Origin of the sequence: Mycobacterium sp. G7A2 (genome assembly GCF_041902445.1) — a bacterium.
Lineage (GTDB): Bacteria > Actinomycetota > Actinomycetes > Mycobacteriales > Mycobacteriaceae > Mycobacterium.
Genome location: NZ_CP169251.1, coordinates 503836 through 523254 on the forward strand (window position 1 = coordinate 503836; position 19419 = coordinate 523254).

Here is a 19419-nt window from a genome sequence, read left to right on the forward strand (position 1 = left end):
GTCAGCGCGGACCGGTCAGCCACAGGTCGTCGGTGGACTCCGGCGCCGCCCCCGGGCCGGCCGCGGCGCCGGTCTGCAACACCAGGTCGAACGCCTCGGCCCTGATCCTGCGGTCCGTGTACTGCAGCACGATCACCCCGGCGCTGAACGGTCCGGTCACGATCTGACCGACCACGGCTCCCACCGACAGCATCACCAGAGCGAGGATCTCGGTTGCCAACGCCGCCGAGGCGCCCAGCATGAGCTGTCCGCCGATGGTGAACGGGATCGCGACCGCCGCGGCCACCAGCTGCGCCACCAGCACCGCGAGCAGCCGGATGCCGAGGACCCGCCAAAAATCGCCCTTGATCAGGCTGAACGAGCGCTTGATCGACGAAATGATGTCGCGGCGTTCCAGCACGATCGCCGACGGGGTGAACGCCAGCATCACGGCGAGGTAGACCAACGCGATGACCAGGGCGAGCGTCAGCGGCGCACCGACGAAGAACGCGGCCCACCCGTTCCCGGCGACCGCCACGCCGACGATGATCCCGACCACGACCCCGATCAGCAGCAGCGCGCCCAGCGCCTGCAGCACGGTGAACGCGATCAGCGCCCACAGTCGCGGCCGTAGCCGGCGCCACGCCTCGCCGATGGTGATGCCGGCACCGAAGATCGCGCGGCCGATGACGACGGTGAGCAGACCGCTGAGAAGGATCGTCGACAGCGCGGTCGTCAGCGACGAGCCCAGGCTGGAGGCGACCCAGGTGACCATCGCCCCGGTGGAGGGATCGTCCCCGTCCAGGGACTGTGCCAGGTCGCCGCTGAACGCGAACGGCCACAGCGACAACAGCAGCGCGATCACCTGCGCCACCACCACCACGATCGTCGTCAGACCCAGCGTGGCCTTGGGATTCGCGCGGATGTAGGCGACCGCACCGTTGAACATGTCCGACAGGGTCAGCGGTCGCAGCGGAACGACGCCCGGTTTGAGTACCGGTGGTCCGTATCCCGGTGGGAGGCCGTACCCCGGCGGTGGGCCGTACCCGGGGGGCGGTCCGTAGCCCGGCGGTGGGCCGTACCCGGGCGGCGGGGGGTAGCCCGGTGGTGGCCCGTACCCCGGTGGTGGGCCGTACCCGGGCGGTGGGCCGTACCCGGGCGGTGGGCCCTGCGGTGGGCCGTAGCCGCCGGCGTCATGGGTCATGATCACCATCTTGTCGACGCCGGCAACGATTGACAACGTCGACACGATCCGCGCAGCGGCGAGCAGCCACCGTTTTGGTGTCGGTCAACCGGGTACCCCGGTGCGCATGACTCGATTCGGCTACACCCTGATGACTGAGCAGAGTGGACCCAAAGACCTTGTCCGTTATGCCGTTTCGGCTGAGCAGGCCGGATTCGACTTCGAGGTGAGCAGCGACCACTACTTCCCGTGGCTCTCCTCGCAGGGCCACGCGTGCTACGCCTGGTCCATGCTGGGTGCCGTCGCCCACGCCACCGAGCGCGTCGAGTTGATGACCTACATCACCTGCCCGACCATGCGCTACCACCCCGCCGTCGTCGCGCAGAAGGCGGCAACGATGCAGATATTGGCCGACGGCCGGTTCACGCTGGGCGTGGGCAGCGGGGAGAACCTCAACGAGCATGTCGTGGGTCACCGCTGGCCGACCGTGGCTCGCCGCCAAGAGATGCTGGCCGAAGCCATCCGGATCATCCGGGAACTGCTCACCGGCGAGCTGGTCGACTGGAAGGGCGACTACTTCGAGGTCGACTCGGCGCGTATCTGGGATGTGCCCGAGGTTCCGGTGGCCATCGCGGCGGCGGTGTCCGGTGAGCGCTCGGTGGAGCAGTTCACCGCGCTGGCCGACCACCTCATCACCACCGAGCCCGACAAGGATCTGGTCGCCGGGTGGCACGACCGGCGCCGCGCGACGGGTCTGGCCGAGGATTCCCGGGTGATCGGTCAGATCCCCGTGTGTTGGGATCCCGATCGCGACGCCGCCGTCACACGCGCACACGACCAGTTCCGCTGGTTCTCCGGCGGCTGGGCCGTCAACGCCGACATCCCGACCACCGCGGGCTTCGCCGCGGCGACACAGTACGTCCGGCCCGAGGACGTCGCCGAGTCCATTCCGTGCGGACCCGATCTCGACGGCATCGTCGAGGCCGTGCGCGCCTACTGGGAGGCCGGCTTCACCGACATTGCGCTCGTCCAGATCGGTGACGAGAATCAGGATCTGTTCCTCGAGGAGGCGGCGGGTCCGCTGTTGGACAAGCTCCGCGACGCTTCACGCTGAAAGGAGGCTCGATGACGCGAGGAAAAGGGATTTACGACGACGAAGAGGGCTCCACTGCGTCGCGCGCGAAGCGGGAAGCCGAAGAAGAGGGCAAGCACCGCGAAGACACCCCCGACGTCGACAAGGACGCCGGCGAGCCGACGGCCTGACGTCAGCGGGTGCTGACCGGGTCGCCGCTGCGTTTGGTCTCCAGGCGGTGCCACGTCCACCAGAACAGCAGTGCCGCCCCGATCGAGCCTGCTGCGGCCAGCCACTGCGAACCCAGGAACAGGTGCCACTCGGCGGGCCGGTCGTTGAGATGAGCAGAGGCCGCGTTGAGCACCTGCACCAGGCCGAGGGTCAGGCTCGCCGCGCCGACCGCACCGACGAGAACGACGAACACCGTGCGCAACGTGAACCGTGCGGCGCCGGGTGAGATGACCGCCCGGATCCGGCCGGTCCGCGCCAGGAAGTGCGACGCCGCGCAGGCCACGACGAGGGCGACGGCGTCGGCGGCCAGCGTGTCGGAGAGCCGGTGCGCCCTGATGATGACGGTGTAGGCGCCGATGCCCACCGCCCAGGTCAGCGTCACGAACATGGCCACCCCGCGGAACCGGTACGGCATCACGATCAACGTCGCGAACAACAGTGACATCGCCGCGGTGGTGTGACCGCTGGGCAGGGTGTTGTCCGCGAACGTGCCGTTGATGGAGACGAGGTCGGGGCGCGACAGCACGTGGTACTTCAACACCTGCGTCACGGCCTGCCCGCCGAGGATCACCCCGACGCCCGCTACCGCCAGCCACACCTGTCGGCGCAGCAACCCGATCAGGCCGACGAGGAACGCCGCGGCCAACTGTGAGGTGACCGTGATGGTGTGGAACATGTCCAGCGCGGTCTGACGGAGGTCGGCGTCGACCTGGGTGGCCCCGCGCAGTGCGGCGTCCTCGAGGCGCTGCCCTGTCCTCGTGTGAACGGCCAGCAGGTAGACCGCAGTGCCGAACAACAGCGCGCCGATCAACACCGCTGTCCAGCGGTGCCGGGCGCGGCGCAGCCGCTGGTCACCGTCGAGCGCCACCCGCCTGTCGATCCTCGTTGCCACGCAAGCCCCCGTTCTGCATCGTTCCGACATGGCACGGATGACGCCCCCAGCGTTGCACTGAGCCTACCGTCGACGCGCGGACGGCCAGTTGGTGAAGACGCCGTCCAGACGCCGCAGAATGGCAGGCATGACCTTCAGGCCGGGTGTCGCGGCGACGGCTTCCGCCGAACACACCGGGACCATCGCGGTGGTCGATCTGGAGTCGGCCTGCGAACTCTACGGACGGAGTGCACTGCCGTATCCGCTCGGCCGCCGCCGACCGGTCGGATCTGTCTGGCTCGCCACCAGGCAGGTGCGACCGATCGCTGAGCGGCTCGCCGATGGTGACCTCTACGGCGTTCGAGAATGGGTGGAAGCGCTTGTGCGAGCCGATGTCTGCGTCGAATGCCGGGTGCACCACTTCGGCCAGGACGTCCCCGGGTTGCGCTTCCATGGGTGCGTGCGGGCGAGCTCGGCTTCGTCGCGGTGCAGGGAATCGACTCTGACGGGGTCGACGTCGTCGACGTGTTCGCCGTGGCGCCGGACACGTTGGCTGGCGTCATCACAGAATCGGTCGGGCTGATCGGCGCAGGTGCGCACCCCCGGATTGCGGTGGCGGGAGGAGGGAACCACCTTCCAGAGCCGCCGGAATCAATCGAGGTGTACGACGACCTCGGCTTCCTGCTGCCGCCGAACGATGTCGGGGAGCCGGCCATCTCTGTTGTCGATATCCACGACGTCACGGCGAGCGGTACGGTGCAGACGCGCCACGAACCGGCGCGGACGTGGGGAACTGATCCGCAGCGGCGAATCCTGCAGTGGGTGAACGTCAGCGTCGACGGGGACTACCTGTACGAGGCCGACGCCGGATACGCCGAACCGGTTACGGCAGAGATGTTGGGCGGCTTCATCGAGGGATTCATCGCCGACGACATGGAGTCGGCGCACAGGGGTCGTGGCCCGATGTGAGGATAGGAAGCTCGGCGCCAACCGGGTAGTCCGATCCTCCAGAGACGTGCTTTGTCAATGTCATTCGACGGTGAACTTTTGGTCATCAAGACGCTGCAGGCCGCGGCGGTCGACGAGTTCGTCACGGTATTCGGGATGCTGCCAATAGAACCGCACCCAATCCCGAAGCGCTTCGCTGTCGTCGGTGACACAATCCGAAAGAAGGGTGGCACTTCTACCCTCGGGCAACGCCAGCACGATCAGTTCCCGGCCGCGGAGTTTGCGCCGCAGCGGATGGTCCTGAATCTGTTCGATGTCTTCCCATTTGGCGCGCCGAAAGGCCAGCCACGGGCCGTTCCACACTTCGCAACAATCCGGGGTCAAGCGCAGGTAGCAGTCGCCACCGTGAAGGATCATGCGCCACAGCGTCGCTACGCCCGCAATGGCGATGAAGACCATCGCCCACACCAGAGACGACCGGTAGGTAGGTATGTCGACGACGTCGAACATGGAGACGGCGATATAGAGCAACGCGCCTAACGTTGCGCCACCGATCCAGATCAACGAGAGTACGTCGAACAGCTTTCTCGGCCGAACGGTCGTCCCAGCAGGGCTGTATCCACCGCGAGGACGTGCCATCCATCTCATGACCGCCCACTGGTTCGCAAAGAAGAGGAATGCGCTGCTGAAGAGGAACGCGATCAGTGCGGAGGCCGAATGAGCTTCGGACAACGCTTGAATACCCCACCACGCGAACATGACGACACAAGCGGCGAGCAAAGTGAACAAGGCGGCATCGCGGGCGTTCGTCATCGTGAGCAGAACTGATTTCCGAGGAATGTGCCGAATGCGCTGGTGACTTGCGAGCCACCGATCGATATCAGGCCGGCGGTAATCCAGCCCGCGCCTGGCACAAGCAGAGGGGCGAAACCGCCGGCCACGGATCCGACGCCGCTGTAGGTGTCGACACATCGCTCGAAAGCGCTCTGGGCGCCGGCGACGTTGAACAGCATCTCGGCCACGCCCACAGCAGGTCCGGCGAACTTCGCACCGACGCCGACCCCTTTGAGAGCATCCGCACTCAGCCTCGGTACGGACCCACCCTGCTCGACGTATCGCTCGAAACCGGTCAGGGCGCCGCCCGCGATCGCCGTAGGCGGGTTGCTGAGAATCTCGATCGGGATGTCACCTTCCCGACCGTCTGGTGTGTAGACCTTGGCTTCGTCCCTGCCGTTGGGCCACTGATGTCTTTCCAGAAGTGTGCCGTCCGCGAGTCGCGTACTGGTCGTCGTGGCACCTCGAAGGGAGTACGTCGTCGTGTCCTTCCACGTGACAGTGCTGGTCTGGGACAAGAAAGTTGCCATCATTGTCGTAGTGGGTGACCGTCAGAGTGGGGCCACGGTCCCACTGATATTCGTTGTCCTCGGTCACCACTTGCTTGCTGCCATCCTGCATGGTGTGCGTGGTGGTTGTGATGTCACCGTCTACGTCAACCCTGGTGTCTCTGATCGTTCGTGACATGTCGATGTCACGGAGCATGGCCTGCTGCATGAGTCCGGCTGCCCCGGCCGGGTTTGGCACATCGTCGCCGGGTCGCTGAAGTCCGGGCGTCACGTTGTCCAAACCGGTTGGGTCAGGGGGTTCGAATCCGTGTGCGGTGGCTGCCGCGGTCACCGCTGCGGCGGTGGAGTCGTCAGCGGCACCGACCGCCAGCAGTAGTGCGTTGACGGTGACCTGCTCGGCCTGCGCGCGGCGTTCCAGCGCCGCCGCCTCCTCGGCGGTCATCGCTGCCCCGGTGATCAACACCACCCATTGATCGCTGACGTACAGCTGGCCGTTCATGTCGATCTCGTCCGCCTTGTCCAGCAGCGCTGTCCGGGCTGCGCCGATGGTGCCGGCACCGTCGCGCAGGACAGCGCCGATATCGCGTGTGTACGCCGCCAAGGCGTTGGCTTGGACTTGCGCTCGGTCGAACATCGTGGTGGCCGCCCTGTGCGCGTCACCAGACCACGCTCTGGTTTCCGGCATGGTGGCGATGTTGTTGCTCATCGTGGTGACGGCGTCGTCGATGGTCCGTCCGCCGGTCTCGATTGCGTGACCGGTGTGCGTCAGAGAATCGGGATTCCAGCGCTCCAAGCGGGAGCGCGACGGCAACACTGGTCAGAAGATCCCGTCGAAGCTCGCGGCGAGGTCGTCGTCGGTCACCTCGTAGGCGTTGCCCGCGCCACGCACGGCGGTGCCCATGGCGCTGACCTGGGTCGCCATCTGCTCGACCACCTCCGTCACGTGCGCACCCACAAGTCGCGCCGCCCACTGAGTCGTCGATCCGTCCAAGCCGTCGGCCGCCGCGGCGACCTTCGTCCCGACGTCGGCCTCGCGAATTACCCCGCAGGCGATGTCGACCTGCCCGGCGAACGCACGCAGGACTTCCGGATCGACTTCCACAGCGTCCAGATTAGTGGAGCCGGGCGAGCCGCCCGCGCACCAATTTCCAGCGCAGCACCGGGCTCACAGCAGCAGGAAGGCCCCGACCAGAAGAACCGGTCAGGGCCTCTCACCTGCGAACACACGAGTCGGGGTGGCGGGATTCGAACCCACGACCTCTTCGTCCCGAACGAAGCGCGCTACCAAGCTGCGCCACACCCCGTGTGAAGCCTCGACAGCGTATCGCACTGGCCGAGGTTGAAGCCAAACGCGTATCACCGACGCCGACACGCCGCGGGAAGGAACAAGCCTGTCGGTGGCGTTGTGCACACTGACAAACACGAACCAAAGAAACGAGGTGTGCCATGACCGGGCTGGGCGCATCGCTGTACCTGGGCTTCTTCGCACTGGCTGCGCTGTGGCTCTACCTGACCTCCGACGGACCGCTGACCCGTGGCTCACGCGATCAGAGCCAGCGGCCGGACCGCTCGAACTCGGCCAGCACCTCGGCCGACTCCGACGGGTCGAGCCCGTGGCTGGTCAGCCATTCGGGGCAGAAATAGGTCTCGGTGTAGCGGTCACCGCTGTCGGCCAGCAGCGTCACCACTGATCCGCTGCAGCCAGTCGCGGCCATCTCGGCCAGCAGGCTGAACGCCCCCCAGATGTTGGTGCCCGTGGAGGGGCCGACGCGGCGGTTCAGCACCCGGCTGACGTGGTGGGCTGCTGCCACCGAACCCGCATCGGGCACCGTCATCATCCGGTCGACCACCTCGGGGAGGAACGACGGCTCCACCCGCGGCCGCCCGATCCCTTCGATCCGCGACGACATGCCGGTCACGACGTTGCGGTCACCCGAGGCGTAGGCGGGGAAGAACGCCGAATTCTCCGGGTCCACGACGCACAACCGGGTGGGATGGCGGCGATACCGGATGTAGCGCCCGATCGTGGCGCTCGTCCCGCCGGTGCCGGCACCGACGACGATCCACTCGGGCACGGGATGGGTCTCCTGACCGAGCTGCTCGTAGATCGACTCGGCGATGTTGTTGTTGCCCCGCCAGTCGGTCGCGCGCTCGGCGTTGGTGAACTGGTCCAGGTAGTGCCCGCCGGTCTGATCGGCCAGCCGCTGCGCCTCGTCGTACACCTGAGCCGCCTCGGCGACGAAATGGCAACGGCCGCCCTGCGATTCGATCAAGGCGATCTTGGCTGCGCTGGTCGACTCGGGCATCACCGCGATGAACGGCACCCCGATCAGCTCCGCGAAGTAGGCCTCTGACACCGCCGTCGACCCCGAGGAGGCCTCGATGACGGTGGTGTCCTCGCTGATCCAGCCGTTGCACAGGCCGTACAGGAACAGCGACCGCGCCAGCCGGTGTTTGAGGCTGCCGGTGATGTGGGTCGATTCGTCCTTGAGGTACAGCGCCAGGTCCGCGTCGGCGGCCCAGCGCGCCGGCAGCGGGTACCGCAGCAGGTGGGTGTCAGCGCTGCGCCGCGCGTCGGCCTCGATCAGCCGGACCGCGTTGTCCACCCACGCCCGGGACTGGCGGCACGCCGACGCGGCCGGTCGGTTCACCGTGCGGAGACGGTCGGATGCGACTGTCCCTCCCGCGTCTGGATGTCCGATCCGCCGGTGGGAGCCGCGACCAAGGTGAGCAGCGTCGCCTCGGGCCGGCAGCAGAACCGCAACGGGGCGAACGGGGACGTGCCGATGCCCGCCGACACGTGCAGCTGCGTGCGCGCACCCCAGCGCGACGGACCCTTGGCCCGCGACCGGTCGAGTTCGCAGTTGGTGACGATGGCGCCGTAGAACGGCAGGCACAGCTGCCCGCCGTGAGTGTGGCCGGCCATCACCAGTTGGTATCCGTCGGCGGCGAACTGGTCCAGTACGCGCGGCTCGGGGGAGTGCGTCAAGCCCAGCGTCAGGTTCGCCGCCGCGTTCGCCGGCCCGGCGATGGTGGGGTAGCGGTCACGCTTGAGGTGCGGATCGTCGACGCCCGCCGCGGCGATGTGCAGGCCGGCGACCTCGAACTCGCGCCGTGTGTGGGTCATGTCCAGCCAGCCGCGCTCGGTGAACGCCGCCCGCAGGTCCTGCCAGGGCAGCGGCTCCCCGTGTATGCGGTGGTTGGGGTTGGTCAGGTAGTTCGCCGGATTCTTCAGCTTGGGAGCGAAATAGTCGTTGCTGCCGAACACGAACACCCCGGGCACCGACAACAGGTCGCCGAGCGCCTGCACGACGGCGGGCACCGCCTTGGGGTGCGCCAGGTTGTCACCGGTGTTGACCACCAGGTCGGGTTCCCAGCCGGCCAGCTCCCGCAACCAGGCCTGCTTGCGGCGCTGCGTCGGACGCATGTGGATGTCGCTGATGTGCAGCACCTTCAGCGGCGAGGACCCCGGTGTCAGCACCGGCATGGTGGCCTGCCGGACCACGAACGCGTTGCGTTCGATCAGCGAAGCGTAGCCGATTCCGGCCACCAGCGTGCCGACGGAGGCCGCGGCAGAGGTCTTCAGAAGCGATCCCGGTGAAGCAGAAGGCATGTACGCAGCCTAGCTGTACTACCCAGGCAGGTTGGTTGAAGAAGTGTGACGACTCGCTGTAGCGGTCGTTGATTGGCGAAGGCCTCCCGTCGTGGAGTGGAGCTGCTACCACTTCACTTCAACGAACGGGAGACCTTCATGGTCCACGCTAACGCTGTGTTGACTCCGCGCGGCCGGTTGTTGCTTGCGCGTCTGATCGTCGATGAAGGCTGGTCAGTAGTTCGGGCCGCCGAGCACTTCCACGTGTCCTGGCCGACGGCCAAACGATGGGCAACCCGCTACTTGGCGATGGGTGCCGCCGGGATGAACGACCGCTCCAGCCGGCCTCATCACAGCCCGAATCGCACACCGCAGGTGCTCGTGCGCAAGATCGTTCATCTGCGTTGGCGTCACCGCCTCTCGCCGCTGGCGATCGCGTCGAGGTTGTCGATGCCGGCCTCGACCGTGCATGCAGTGCTGGTGCGGTGTCGGCTGAATCGTCTGTCCTGTATCGACGTACGCACCGGTGAGCCGATCCGGCGATACGAACACGATCGCCCTGGTGCTTTGATCCATGTCGACGTCAAAAAGCTGGGGAACATCCCTACCGGCGGCGGCTGGCGGTTCGTCGGCCGCTCTCAGGGCAAGAAGAATCGACACCTGACCACCGGGGTCAACCGCAGCCGACACCGCCAGCCGTTGCTCGGGCATGCCTTCGTACACACCGTCATCGATGATCACTCTCGCGTGGCCTACGCCGAGATTCATGACGACGAAACAGCCGATACCGCTGTCGCGGTCCTACACCGTGCGGTGGCGTGGTTCGCCGAGCGCGGGATCACCGTTGAAGCGGTGCTGTCAGACAACGGCGGCTGCTACCGCTCCCACGCATGGCGCCACGCGTGCCACGACCTCGGCATAAGACACCGCCGGACCCGACCGTACCGACCCCAAACCAACGGAAAGATCGAGCGCTTTCACCGCAGCATGACCGCCGAATGGGCCTTCGCCCGCTTCTACCCCAACGAACGGGCGAGGCGATCTGCACTACCGGCATGGCTGCATACCTACAATCACCACCGGCAACACTCAGCAATTGGGAAGGTCCCACCCATCACAAGGTTGACCAACCTGCCTGGGCAGTACACCTAGCGCCACCGTTGACCGGACACAGGTCGTCGGGCGCGCCGACCGGGTCAGCCCGGCGGTGGTGGCGGTGGTGGCGCCGGCGGTGGCGGCGCACCGAGCACCGGCACCGTGATCGGCGGAAGACCCGGGATCTCGATGACCGTCTGCCCGACCGGGGGCGGTGGTCCGCCCGGCGGCGCCGCACCGGGCGGTGGCGGCGGTGGGGCCGGGGCGATGCCGTTGGACACCTGGATCGTGACGATCGAGCCGGGCACCGTCTGACCGCTCGGCGACGTGCCGACGACCGCGCCCTGGCGGGAGCTGCTGTTCACCGGGGTGGCTTGATCGGCCACCTGGAAGCCGGCCTCCCGCAGCCGCTGCTTGGCGGTCTCCAGCCCCATCCCGGCCACGCTGGGCACCCGCGAACCGGGGGCGCCGTCGACATAACGCGGATCGGTCGGGGGCAGCACGACCTCGCCGAAGTTGGTGGCGATCGGGTTCATCGCGGTGAACCACGTCCGGGCCGGCTCGTTACCGCCGAACAGGTTGCCGTCGCCACACTGGCGCAGCGGGAACGAGCACAGCTCGCCCGGTGAGGTCGAGTCGTCGTAGATGTAGTTCGCGGCGGCCAGCTGGTTGGTGAACCCGAGGAAACCCGCCGAGCGGTGCGCCTCGGTGGTCCCGGTCTTGCCCGACATCGGCAGCGTCCAGCCGACCGACCCCGCGGCGCCGGCCGCGGTGCCCGAACCCCTGTCGTCCTCGCTCATCGCCACGGCCAGTGTGTTGGCCAGACCCTCCGGGACCGCCTGCTCACAGGTCTCGGTGGTGACGGCGACTTCCTCGCCGTGCCGGTCGAACACCGCCTGGATGGGGCTGGGCGGGCACCACATGCCGCCGGAAGCCAACGTCGCCGCCACATTGGACAGCTCCAGCGGATTGACCTCGATGGGTCCCAGCGTGAACGACCCCAGGTTCTGGCGTTTGACGAATTCGGCCAGGCTCTCGTTGCTGTCGGGGTCGTAGTCGCGGGCCGTGCCGGGCAGCGCGTAGGAACGCAGGCCCAGCTTGACGGCCATGTCCACGGTGCGCTGCACGCCGACCTGCGCGATGAGCTTGGCGAACGCGGTGTTCGGCGAGGTCGCCAACGCCTGGGTGACCGTCATCGAGCCGCGGTAGTTGCCGGCGTTCTGCACGCACCACGTCTCGGGCGGACAACCCCGCGCCCCGCCGGTGCCGAGCCCCTTGGCCTCGAATCGGGACGGTGCATCGAGTTGGGCGTTGATGCCCATACCCATCTCCAGGGCGGCGGCGGTGGTGAACACCTTGAAGATCGAGCCGGCGCCGTCGCCGACCAGTGAGAACGGCTGCGGTTGCATGGTCTCGCCGGCGTCGAGGTCCAGGCCGTAGGTGCGGTTGCTGGCCATCGCGAGCACCGGGTGGGCTTCCTTGCCCGGCCGGATCACGCTCATCACGCTGGCCACCCCCGGCACGTCCGGATCGGCGACGCCGTCGATCGCGGATTTCACCTGCCCCTGGACGTCCGGGTCCAGCGTCGTCCGGATCAGGTAGCCGCCCTTGGCGACCTGATCCTTGCTGATGCCGGCCCGTGCCAGGTAGTCCAGCGCATAGTCGCAGAAGAAGGCCCGGTCGCCGGCGGCGATGCAGCCGCGCGGCAGCTCCTGCGGCTGGGGCAGCACGCCCAGCGGCTGGGTGCGGGCCTCGCGCAGTTCGTCGGCGTACTCGGGCAGGTTCTCGATCATCGTGTCGAGCACCACGTTGCGCCGCGCGAGCGCGCCGTCGGGATTGGTATAGGGATTCAGTGCGCTGGTCGACTGCACCATGCCGGCCAGCAGCGCGGCCTGCTGCCAGTTCAGTTCCGAGGCGTCGATGCCGAAATAGGTCTGGGCGGCGTCCTGGACGCCGAACGAGCCGTTGCCGAACGACACCAGGTTCAGGTAGCGGGTCAGGATCTCCGGCTTGGTGAACGTCTTGTCCAGCGTCAGCGCCATCCGGATCTCACGCAGCTTGCGGGCCGGGGTGACTTCGATCGCGGCACGCTTCTCGGCGTCGGTCTGGGCGATGACCAGTAGCTGGTAGTTCTTGACGTACTGCTGCTCGATCGTCGACCCGCCGCGGGTGTCGAGGTTCCCCGACAGGTAACCCGACAGGCCGGTCAGCGTGCCCTGCCAGTCGACACCGTTGTGCTCGGCAAAGCGTTTGTCCTCGATCGAGACGATCGCCAGCTTCATCGTGTTGGCGATCTGTTCGCTGGGCACCTGGAAGCGGCGCTGGGTGTAGAGCCAGGCGATCGGGTTGCCCTTGGCGTCGACCATCGTCGACACCTGGGGGACTTCCCCCTCGACCAGTTGAGCCGAGCCGTTGGCAACGACGTCGGAGGCGCGGTTGGACATCAGGCCGATGCCGCCGACGACCGGGAACATCAGACCCGCGGCGACGACACTGGCGAGCAGCACGCACCAGGCGAGCTTGATGACCGTGACCGACCGCGGCGGCGGTGGGGTCGGGAGCTGCTCCGGCATGGGTACAGAGTAGCGACGACGTGCGCCACCCGATCCGCCGATCGGCCCGGCTCACCCGCTGTGACGTGTGGTGAAACGGCGAAATCGTCAATTTGGTACCGATGACGGCACGGTTGTCCCAAAAAAGTGGTCACGGATGTATTGCGCCGAACGGCCCTGACCACCTAAGTTGACAACACAGTGCGATGCAGATCACACTCACCGCACGCAATGTGGCGTAGATCGCACCCAGCGGTCGACGTCGAAGTACATAGGGGAAACATTCGTCTGCGTTGTCGGGGCGCGGCCAGAACGAAGGGGACGCCGGTGTCAGGTATCAAGCCCGCCGCTCGCAGCACCACCATCAATCCGTCCGCCGATACCATTCTGCATGGTGCGGAGGCAGAAGCCCGGATTGCGTGGGTTTCGCAAGCCCGGTGTCGCCAAACCGACCCTGACGAGTTGTTCGTCCGCGGCGCCGCCCAGCGCAAAGCCGCGGTCATCTGCCGGCACTGCCCGGTCATCGCCGAGTGCGGCGCCGACGCCCTGGACAATCGCGTCGAGTTCGGCGTGTGGGGCGGCATGACCGAGCGTCAGCGGCGCGCCCTGCTCAAGCAGCACCCCGAGGTGGTTTCCTGGGCCGACTTCTTTGCCGCCCAGCGCAAGCACCGCAGTGCGGGCTAACTCGCAGACCTAATCAGAGCCGGCGGCCGGACCCCTCGGGGTCAGGCCGCTTCGGTTTCTCCGGTGATCTGGTCGGCGATGGCCTGCAGTGCCTCGAGGTCGGAGACGTCGAACGGCAGCGAGGGCACCCCCACGATCGCCACGTGCGGGTTGGCGCCGGTGAACCGGGACAGCAGCCGCACCTCGCGTTTGGCGGTGGAGGCCCGGTCGGCGTGGATCCGCAGCGCAGCCGCGGCGACCGACGTCGGGTCGGTCTTCTCCAACTCCTCGGCCGCCTCGGTGGCCTTCTCGGCGTGCAGCTCACACAGCGTCGGATGGGTGCGGTTGAGGATCAGGCCGGCCAGAGGCATCCGCTCACCGGCCAACCGGTCCACGAAGAACGACGCTTCCCGCAGCGCGTCCGGTTCGGCTGCCGAGACCACGACGAACTGCGTGCCCCGCCGCTTGAGCAGCTCGTAGGTGCGGTCGGCTTTCTCCCGGAACCCGCCGAACGTCGCATCCAGTGACTGCACGAACCCCGCCGCGTCGGAGAGCATCTGCGAACCGAGGACCGTCGACATCCCCTTCATGGCCAGTCCGACGGCGCCGGTGACCAATCGGCCGATGCCGCGCCCGGGGGCCAGCAGCAGCCGCCACAGCCGGCTGTCCATGAAGCTGCCGAGCCGCTTGGGCGCGTCGAGGAAGTCCAGCGCGTTGCGCGACGGCGGGGTGTCGACCACGATCAGATCCCACTTGTCTTCGCCGAGAAGCTGTCCCAGCTTCTCCATGGCCATGTACTCCTGCGTGCCCGCCAGCGACGTGGCCACGGTTTGGTAGAACTGGTTCTCCAGGATGGCGTCGGCGCGCTCGGTGCCCGAATACTGGATCACCATCTCGTCGAACGTGCGCCGCATGTCCAGCATCATCGCGTGCAGCTCGCCGGTGACCTCGGGCCCCAGCGGCACCCGCTGGGGGGTGTTACCCAGAGATTCGATGCCCAGCGCCTGGGCCAGCCGCCTGGCCGGATCGATCGTCAGCACGACCACGGTGCGGCCGTACTCGGCCGCCCGCAGCGCCATCGCCGCGGCGGTGGTGGTCTTGCCGACACCACCCGCGCCGCAGCACACCACCACGCGGTTGGAGGTGTCACGCAGGATCGCGGCCATGTCCAGGGCCGGTGGGGTGGTGCTCATCGGTTTCCTCCGCTCACCGCACGCCCTGCCGGGCGAGCTCTTCGGCCAGTTCGTACAGGCTGCCCAGGTCCACCCCGTCGGTCAGGGTGGGCAGTTGCAGCCGGGGCACATCGATCTCGACCAGCTGCTCGGCACTCTCGGCGCGGGCCGCGACCCGGGTGGCGTGCTGAATGGTCTCGGTCAGCAGCCCGGCGAAGTCCGTGTCGGACAGCGTGATCCCTGCGGTGGCCAACCCGGAGCGCACCGCGTCGGCGTCGACGTCCCCCTCGGCCGCCTTGGCGAGGTCGTCGGGTGCCAGGTACGCGGGAATGGTCCGGTTGACGATGACACTGCCGATCGGCAGTTCCATCTCCCGCAGTTCCGCGATGGCCTCGACGGTCTCCTGGATCGGCAAGGCCTCCAGCAGGGTCACGAGGTGGATGGCCGTCAGATCGGAGTGCAGCAACTTCACCACGCCCTCGGCCTGCGAGTGCACCGGACCGCCCTTGGCGAGGTCGGAGACCGCCTTGGTGACGTCGAGGAACCGCGCGATGCGCCCGGTCGGCGGCGAGTCGACCACCACCGCGTCGTAGACCGAATGCTTGGGCCGCGCATCCTTGGCCGTCCTGGTCACGACCTCCTTGACCTTGCCGGTGAGCAGCACGTCGCGCAGCCCCGGAGCGATCGTCGTCGCGAACTCGACAGCACCGATGCGGCGCATCGCCCGCCCGGCCAGCCCCAGGTTGTAGAACATGTCGAGGTACTCGAGGAACGCCGCCTCGGTGTCGATGGCCAGCGCGTTGACCTGCCCGCCACCCTCGGCGGTCGCGATCTTGACCTCTTCGTAGGGCAGCGGGGGAACGTCGAACAGCTGCGCAATGCCTTGGCGCCCTTCGACTTCGACCAGCAACACCTTGCGACCGCCGGCGGCCAAGGCCAGCGCGAGCGACGCGGCGATCGTGGACTTTCCCGTACCGCCTTTGCCGGAGACGAAGTGCAGGCGCGCTTTGGTCAGGCGGGAGGGCCAACCGATCGACGTCGACCCGTTTGGTGTGCTAGCCACCACTGCATGCTAGCCAAGCCGATTCCGCCGCCCGATAAGCTCGGCGACATGAGTGAATCGAACCGCTGGGAGTATGCGACCGTCCCGCTGCTGACGCACGCCACCAAGCAGATCCTCGACCAGTGGGGCGAGGACGGCTGGGAGTTGGTGTCGGTCCTGCCCGGCCCCACCGGCGAACAGCACGTCGCCTACCTCAAGCGGCCCAAGTGACCGCCTGGTCGGCGCGTCTGACCGAGCTCGGCATCGAGCTCCCCGACGTGGTCAAGCCCGTCGCGGCGTATGTCCCCGCGGCCCGGACCGGCAACTTGGTCTACACCGCCGGACAGCTCTCGATGACCGAGGGCAAGCTGCCGGCGACGGGCAAGGTGGGCGCCGCGGTGTCCCCGGAGCAGGCCAAGGAGCTGGCCCGGCAGTGCGGGCTGAACGCGCTGGCCGCGGTGGACGCGCTGGTGGGGATCGACGCGGTGGTCAAGGTGGTCAAGGTCGTCGGCTTCGTCGCCTCGGCGCCGGGCTTCGGTGGACAGCCCGCGGTGATCAACGGGGCCTCGGAGCTGTTCGGCGAGGTGTTCGGCGACGCGGGGGCACACGCCCGGTCGGCGGTCGGGGTGTCCGAACTCCCGATGGACGCGCCGGTGGAGGTCGAGATCATTGTCGAGGTCGCGTGAGCGACGATCGGGCAGGAGTCGCGTGAGCGACGATCGGGCAGGAGTCGCGTAACCGGTGAGTGTGCTGCAGCATCCCGCCTACGGCCTACTGAGGCCGGTGACGGACAGCGCGTCGGTGCTGCTCTGCAACAACCCGGGCAAGATGACGCTGGAGGGCACCAACACCTGGGTGTTGCGCGGGCCGGGCAGCGACGAGATGGTCGTGGTCGATCCGGGGCCCGACGACCCGGGAGTCTCCGACGAGCACATCGAGCGCCTCGCGACGCTCGGCCCGATCCCGCTGGTGCTGATCAGCCACAAGCACACCGACCACACCGGCGGGATCGACCGCATCGTCGACCTGACCGGTGCGGTGGTGCGCTCGGTGGGCAGCGGCTTCCTGCGCGGGATGGGCGGGCCGTTGACCGACGGTGAGCGAATAGACGCAGCCGGGCTGCGGATCACCGTGATGGCCACCCCGGGCCACACCGCGGACTCGGTGTCGTTTCTGGTCGACGACGTCCGGGGCGGGCTGCCCGATGGGACAGGCGCTGTCCTGACCGCGGACACCGTCCTGGGGCGAGGCACCACGGTCATCGACCGCGAAGACGGCGACCTCGGTGACTACCTCGAGTCGCTGCGCCGCCTACGCGGCCTCGGCCATCGTGCGGTGCTCCCCGGGCACGGCCCCGACCTCGACGACATCGCCGCGATCAGCCAGACCTATCTCGCGCACCGCGAGGAGCGTCTCGATCAGGTGCGCGCCGCGCTCACCGAGCTGGGGGAGGACGCGGACGCGCGGCAGGTGGTCGAGCACGTCTACACCGACGTGGACGAGAGCTTGTGGGACGTCGCCGAGTGGTCGGTGCAGGCTCAGCTGAACTACCTGCGCCGCTGACCACCTCGCTCGGTGCCGGTCTGCTCGCTCGTTACCGGTCTGCTCGCTCGTTACCTCGCTCGGCGCGCCAGGCGCTCGGAGTCGCTGATCAGCACGCTCTTGCCCTCCAGCCGGATCCAGCCGCGGTGGGCGAAATCGGCCAGCGCCTTGTTGACGGTCTCGCGGGAAGCGCCGACCAGCTGGGCGATCTCTTCCTGGGTCAGGTCGTGAGTCACGCGCAGCGCCCCGCCCTCCTGGGTGCCGAACCGCTGGGCGAGCTGCAGGAGTTGCTTGGCGACCCGGCCGGGCACGTCGGTGAAGATCAGGTCGGCAAGGTTGTTGTTGGTGCGGCGCAGACGGCGGGCCAGCACGCGCAGCAACTGCTCGGCGATCTCCGGCCGGTCGGCGATCCACGCACGCAACGCTTCGCGGTCCATCGACACTGCGCGCACCTCGGTGATCGTGGTGGCGCTCGAGGTACGCGGGCCCGGGTCGAAGATGGACAGCTCGCCGAACATGTCGGACGGTCCCATGATCGTCAGCAGGTTCTCCCGGCCGTCCGGTGAGCGGCGGCCGATCTTCACCTTGCCGGAGATGATGATGTACAGCCGGTCCCCCGGCTCCCCTTCGGCGAACACCGTGTGTCCGCGCGGGAAGTCCACGGGCTGCAGTTGCTTGGTCAGCGCGGATACGGCGCTGGGTTCCACCCCCTGGAAGATTCCGGCCCTGGCCAGGATCTCGTCCACGTTGCCCCTCTTAAGCTGTTCGGTGTTCAGACATGCGTTTCCAACCTCGAGATCAATCAGTCTAGAGGTAAGCCTTGCCGACGTTGTCGGCAATGAGCCGTCAGCGTGACCTGCTCACGCTACACACGATCGGCATGTCGGGTCTGCTGAAACTCCGTTTTCGGCGCGGGAACGACCGCGGGAACCACGTAACGGGGCGCCGGCAAAGGGTGAACCTGATCGTTCGGTTGGTCCTCGACGAATTCGTCGAAATCGGTGACCCGCATCGGCACCCGCGGCAGGAACCTCAGGGCAGGACCGTCGGCATCGTGCGCGCGACAGGGGCCGCTGCTGTTGGCCTTGGCATGCTCGAGGTACTCCGCCACATCGTCGGCCGTCACCGTCTCGCGCCCCAGCGCGGATTCGACGCGCTGCAATCCGACGGTCGCCATCATCAGCAACCCGGGGATCAGCACGACGAACAACCACGACACAAGGGTGAAGTAAACACACCCAATATCTCAGCGGGATCACGAATCGTCGACGGTAAGTACCGGTTCGCCACCAGGCCTGTCGGCCCGGCTCAGTACGCTGGCCTGGTGACCGTCAGCGAGCCCTCGGCAGGAAAGCGCGCCGCCGCCAAGGCGGCTCGCGGCGCCTCGTCGCGTAAATGGGACGCCGAGACCCGCCTGGGGCTCGTCCGGCGCGCCCGCCGGATGAATCGCACGCTGGCACAAGCGTTTCCGCACGTCTACTGCGAGCTCGACTTCACCAACCCGCTCGAACTGACCGTCGCGACCATCTTGTCGGCGCAGAGCACCGACAAACGGGTGAACCTGACCACGCCCGCGCTGTTCCGCACGTACCGCACCGCGCTGGACTACGCGCGCGCCGATCGCACCGAGCTCGAAGAGCTGATCCGGCCGACGGGCTTCTACCGCAACAAGGCCAATTCACTGATCCGGCTGGGCCAGGAGCTGGTGGAGCGTTTCGACGGCGAGGTGCCGGCGACCATCGAGGAGCTGGTCACGTTGCCGGGGGTGGGCCGCAAGACCGCCAACGTCATTCTCGGCAATGCCTTCGACGTCCCCGGCATCACCGTCGACACCCATTTCGGCCGGCTGGTCCGGCGGTGGCGGTGGACGGCCGAGGAGGACCCGGTGAAGGTGGAGCACGCCGTCGGCGAGCTCATCGAGCGCAGCGAGTGGACGCTGCTGAGCCATCGGGTGATCTTCCACGGTCGCCGCGTCTGCCATGCCCGCAAGCCGGCCTGCGGGGTGTGCGTGCTGGCCAAGGACTGCCCGTCCTTCGGACTCGGCCCGACCGATCCACTGGTCGCAGCCCCCCTGGTGAAGGGCCCCGAAACCGAGCACCTGCTGGCGCTGGCCGGCCTGTAGACCTGCGTCGTT

22 protein-coding genes and 1 tRNA gene are annotated in these 19419 nt (G+C 67.7%); 9 read left to right on the top strand and 14 right to left on the bottom strand.

Annotated elements, in window-relative coordinates; genetic code table 11:
- Position 1 precedes the first annotated feature (1 nt).
- Complete coding sequence (locus tag ACEWX3_RS02445; protein ID WP_374159764.1) at positions 2-1183, bottom strand: hypothetical protein; 1182 nt, start codon at positions 1181-1183, stop codon at positions 2-4.
- Positions 1184-1289: 106 nt separating this feature from the next.
- Between ACEWX3_RS02445 and ACEWX3_RS02450 the strand changes: the two genes are divergently transcribed.
- Positions 1290-2276: an LLM class F420-dependent oxidoreductase gene (locus ACEWX3_RS02450; RefSeq protein WP_207069223.1), complete on the top strand. Its 987-nt coding sequence runs from the start codon at positions 1290-1292 to the stop codon at positions 2274-2276.
- An 11-nt stretch (positions 2277-2287) separates the two neighbouring features.
- Complete coding sequence (locus ACEWX3_RS02455; protein WP_173012127.1) at positions 2288-2425, top strand: hypothetical protein; 138 nt, start codon at positions 2288-2290, stop codon at positions 2423-2425.
- A 2-nt stretch (positions 2426-2427) separates the two neighbouring features.
- Here ACEWX3_RS02455 and ACEWX3_RS02460 read toward each other — a convergent pair whose 3' ends face one another.
- Positions 2428-3357, bottom strand: coding sequence for a phosphatase PAP2 family protein (locus ACEWX3_RS02460; RefSeq protein WP_286183810.1), 930 nt, complete (start codon positions 3355-3357; stop codon positions 2428-2430).
- A 435-nt stretch (positions 3358-3792) separates the two neighbouring features.
- On the opposite strand from ACEWX3_RS02460, the gene ACEWX3_RS02465 reads away from it, so the two are divergent.
- On the top strand, positions 3793-4305 hold the full coding sequence (locus ACEWX3_RS02465; RefSeq protein WP_374158601.1) for a hypothetical protein: 513 nt from the start codon (positions 3793-3795) through the stop codon (positions 4303-4305).
- Between the two features lie 60 nt (positions 4306-4365).
- Here ACEWX3_RS02465 and ACEWX3_RS02470 read toward each other — a convergent pair whose 3' ends face one another.
- The 7 genes from ACEWX3_RS02470 to ACEWX3_RS02500 all read right to left on the bottom strand — a co-directional run bounded on the left by ACEWX3_RS02470 (position 4366) and on the right by ACEWX3_RS02500 (position 9240).
- Entirely contained in the window at positions 4366-5097 is a 732-nt protein-coding gene (locus ACEWX3_RS02470) for a hypothetical protein (RefSeq protein ID WP_374158602.1), read from the bottom strand.
- Positions 5094-5306: a hypothetical protein gene (locus ACEWX3_RS02475; protein WP_374158603.1), complete on the bottom strand. Its 213-nt coding sequence runs from the start codon at positions 5304-5306 to the stop codon at positions 5094-5096. The genes ACEWX3_RS02470 and ACEWX3_RS02475 overlap by 4 nt, the downstream gene beginning before the upstream one ends.
- Before the next feature lie 163 nt (positions 5307-5469).
- Positions 5470-6441: a WXG100 family type VII secretion target gene (locus tag ACEWX3_RS02480; protein ID WP_374158604.1), complete on the bottom strand. Its 972-nt coding sequence runs from the start codon at positions 6439-6441 to the stop codon at positions 5470-5472.
- A 3-nt stretch (positions 6442-6444) separates the two neighbouring features.
- The gene (locus ACEWX3_RS02485) at positions 6445-6729 is read right to left on the bottom strand and encodes a type VII secretion target (protein ID WP_374158605.1); all 285 of its coding nucleotides are present in this window, start codon (positions 6727-6729) and stop codon (positions 6445-6447) included.
- A 128-nt stretch (positions 6730-6857) separates the two neighbouring features.
- Positions 6858-6931, bottom strand: a tRNA-Pro gene (locus ACEWX3_RS02490).
- 243 nt (positions 6932-7174) lie between these two features.
- Positions 7175-8278: a PLP-dependent cysteine synthase family protein gene (locus ACEWX3_RS02495; protein WP_374158606.1), complete on the bottom strand. Its 1104-nt coding sequence runs from the start codon at positions 8276-8278 to the stop codon at positions 7175-7177.
- Positions 8275-9240 carry a metallophosphoesterase gene (locus tag ACEWX3_RS02500; RefSeq protein WP_221359087.1) on the bottom strand — a complete coding sequence of 322 codons (966 nt, stop codon included), beginning with the start codon at positions 9238-9240 and terminating at the stop codon, positions 8275-8277. The genes ACEWX3_RS02495 and ACEWX3_RS02500 overlap by 4 nt, the downstream gene beginning before the upstream one ends.
- A gap of 138 nt (positions 9241-9378) precedes the next feature.
- Between ACEWX3_RS02500 and ACEWX3_RS02505 the strand changes: the two genes are divergently transcribed.
- Complete coding sequence (locus ACEWX3_RS02505) at positions 9379-10371, top strand: IS481 family transposase (protein WP_374158607.1); 993 nt, start codon at positions 9379-9381, stop codon at positions 10369-10371.
- Between the two features lie 44 nt (positions 10372-10415).
- On the opposite strand, the gene ponA2 is transcribed toward ACEWX3_RS02505, so the two are convergent.
- Positions 10416-12887 carry a transglycosylase/D,D-transpeptidase PonA2 gene (ponA2, locus tag ACEWX3_RS02510; RefSeq protein WP_221359089.1) on the bottom strand — a complete coding sequence of 824 codons (2472 nt, stop codon included), beginning with the start codon at positions 12885-12887 and terminating at the stop codon, positions 10416-10418.
- Positions 12888-13193: 306 nt separating this feature from the next.
- On the opposite strand from ponA2, the gene ACEWX3_RS02515 reads away from it, so the two are divergent.
- Positions 13194-13550, top strand: coding sequence for a WhiB family transcriptional regulator (locus ACEWX3_RS02515; protein WP_221359091.1), 357 nt, complete (start codon positions 13194-13196; stop codon positions 13548-13550).
- A gap of 41 nt (positions 13551-13591) precedes the next feature.
- On the opposite strand, the gene ACEWX3_RS02520 is transcribed toward ACEWX3_RS02515, so the two are convergent.
- The gene (locus tag ACEWX3_RS02520; protein WP_207068170.1) at positions 13592-14722 is read right to left on the bottom strand and encodes an ArsA family ATPase; all 1131 of its coding nucleotides are present in this window, start codon (positions 14720-14722) and stop codon (positions 13592-13594) included.
- Positions 14723-14735: 13 nt separating this feature from the next.
- Positions 14736-15767 (bottom strand): ArsA family ATPase, encoded by a 1032-nt coding sequence (locus ACEWX3_RS02525; RefSeq protein WP_207068169.1) that lies wholly within the window; start codon positions 15765-15767, stop codon positions 14736-14738.
- A gap of 45 nt (positions 15768-15812) precedes the next feature.
- Here ACEWX3_RS02525 and ACEWX3_RS02530 point away from each other — a divergent pair, with 45 nt between their 5' ends.
- The 3 genes from ACEWX3_RS02530 to ACEWX3_RS02540 all read left to right on the top strand — a co-directional run bounded on the left by ACEWX3_RS02530 (position 15813) and on the right by ACEWX3_RS02540 (position 17306).
- Complete coding sequence (locus ACEWX3_RS02530; protein WP_152518992.1) at positions 15813-15974, top strand: DUF4177 domain-containing protein; 162 nt, start codon at positions 15813-15815, stop codon at positions 15972-15974.
- Entirely contained in the window at positions 15971-16429 is a 459-nt protein-coding gene (locus tag ACEWX3_RS02535) for a RidA family protein (protein ID WP_374158608.1), read from the top strand. The genes ACEWX3_RS02530 and ACEWX3_RS02535 overlap by 4 nt, the downstream gene beginning before the upstream one ends.
- 64 nt (positions 16430-16493) lie before the next feature.
- The gene (locus ACEWX3_RS02540; RefSeq protein WP_374159765.1) at positions 16494-17306 is read left to right on the top strand and encodes an MBL fold metallo-hydrolase; all 813 of its coding nucleotides are present in this window, start codon (positions 16494-16496) and stop codon (positions 17304-17306) included.
- A gap of 50 nt (positions 17307-17356) precedes the next feature.
- Here the strand turns inward: ACEWX3_RS02540 and crp are convergent, their stop codons facing one another.
- Positions 17357-18031: a cAMP-activated global transcriptional regulator CRP gene (crp, locus tag ACEWX3_RS02545; protein ID WP_003931718.1), complete on the bottom strand. Its 675-nt coding sequence runs from the start codon at positions 18029-18031 to the stop codon at positions 17357-17359.
- A 119-nt stretch (positions 18032-18150) separates the two neighbouring features.
- A complete protein-coding gene (locus tag ACEWX3_RS02550) occupies positions 18151-18462 on the bottom strand; it encodes a hypothetical protein (protein WP_374158609.1) in 312 nt (103 codons plus the stop codon).
- Positions 18463-18726: 264 nt separating this feature from the next.
- Here ACEWX3_RS02550 and nth point away from each other — a divergent pair, with 264 nt between their 5' ends.
- Positions 18727-19407, top strand: a complete 681-nt coding sequence (gene nth / locus ACEWX3_RS02555) for an endonuclease III (protein ID WP_207068176.1) — start codon at positions 18727-18729, stop codon at positions 19405-19407.
- Positions 19408-19419 lie beyond the last annotated feature (12 nt).

Bases quoted from the DNA above. Each gene is read 5' to 3' on its own strand.
- ACEWX3_RS02450 (WP_207069223.1), top strand. From the start codon at position 1,290: ATGACTCGATTCGGCTACACCCTGATGACTGAGCAGAGTGGACCCAAA.
- ACEWX3_RS02445 (WP_374159764.1), bottom strand. From the start codon at position 1,183: ATGACCCATGACGCCGGCGGCTACGGCCCACCGCAGGGCCCACCGCCC.
- ACEWX3_RS02520 (WP_207068170.1), bottom strand. From the start codon at position 14,722: ATGAGCACCACCCCACCGGCCCTGGACATGGCCGCGATCCTGCGTGAC.
- ACEWX3_RS02530 (WP_152518992.1), top strand. From the start codon at position 15,813: ATGAGTGAATCGAACCGCTGGGAGTATGCGACCGTCCCGCTGCTGACG.
- ponA2 (WP_221359089.1), bottom strand. From the start codon at position 12,887: ATGCCGGAGCAGCTCCCGACCCCACCGCCGCCGCGGTCGGTCACGGTC.
- nth (WP_207068176.1), top strand. From the start codon at position 18,727: ATGAATCGCACGCTGGCACAAGCGTTTCCGCACGTCTACTGCGAGCTC.
- ACEWX3_RS02500 (WP_221359087.1), bottom strand. From the start codon at position 9,240: ATGCCTTCTGCTTCACCGGGATCGCTTCTGAAGACCTCTGCCGCGGCC.
- ACEWX3_RS02455 (WP_173012127.1), top strand. From the start codon at position 2,288: ATGACGCGAGGAAAAGGGATTTACGACGACGAAGAGGGCTCCACTGCG.
- ACEWX3_RS02550 (WP_374158609.1), bottom strand. From the start codon at position 18,462: ATGGCGACCGTCGGATTGCAGCGCGTCGAATCCGCGCTGGGGCGCGAG.
- ACEWX3_RS02470 (WP_374158602.1), bottom strand. From the start codon at position 5,097: ATGACGAACGCCCGCGATGCCGCCTTGTTCACTTTGCTCGCCGCTTGT.
- ACEWX3_RS02505 (WP_374158607.1), top strand. From the start codon at position 9,379: ATGGTCCACGCTAACGCTGTGTTGACTCCGCGCGGCCGGTTGTTGCTT.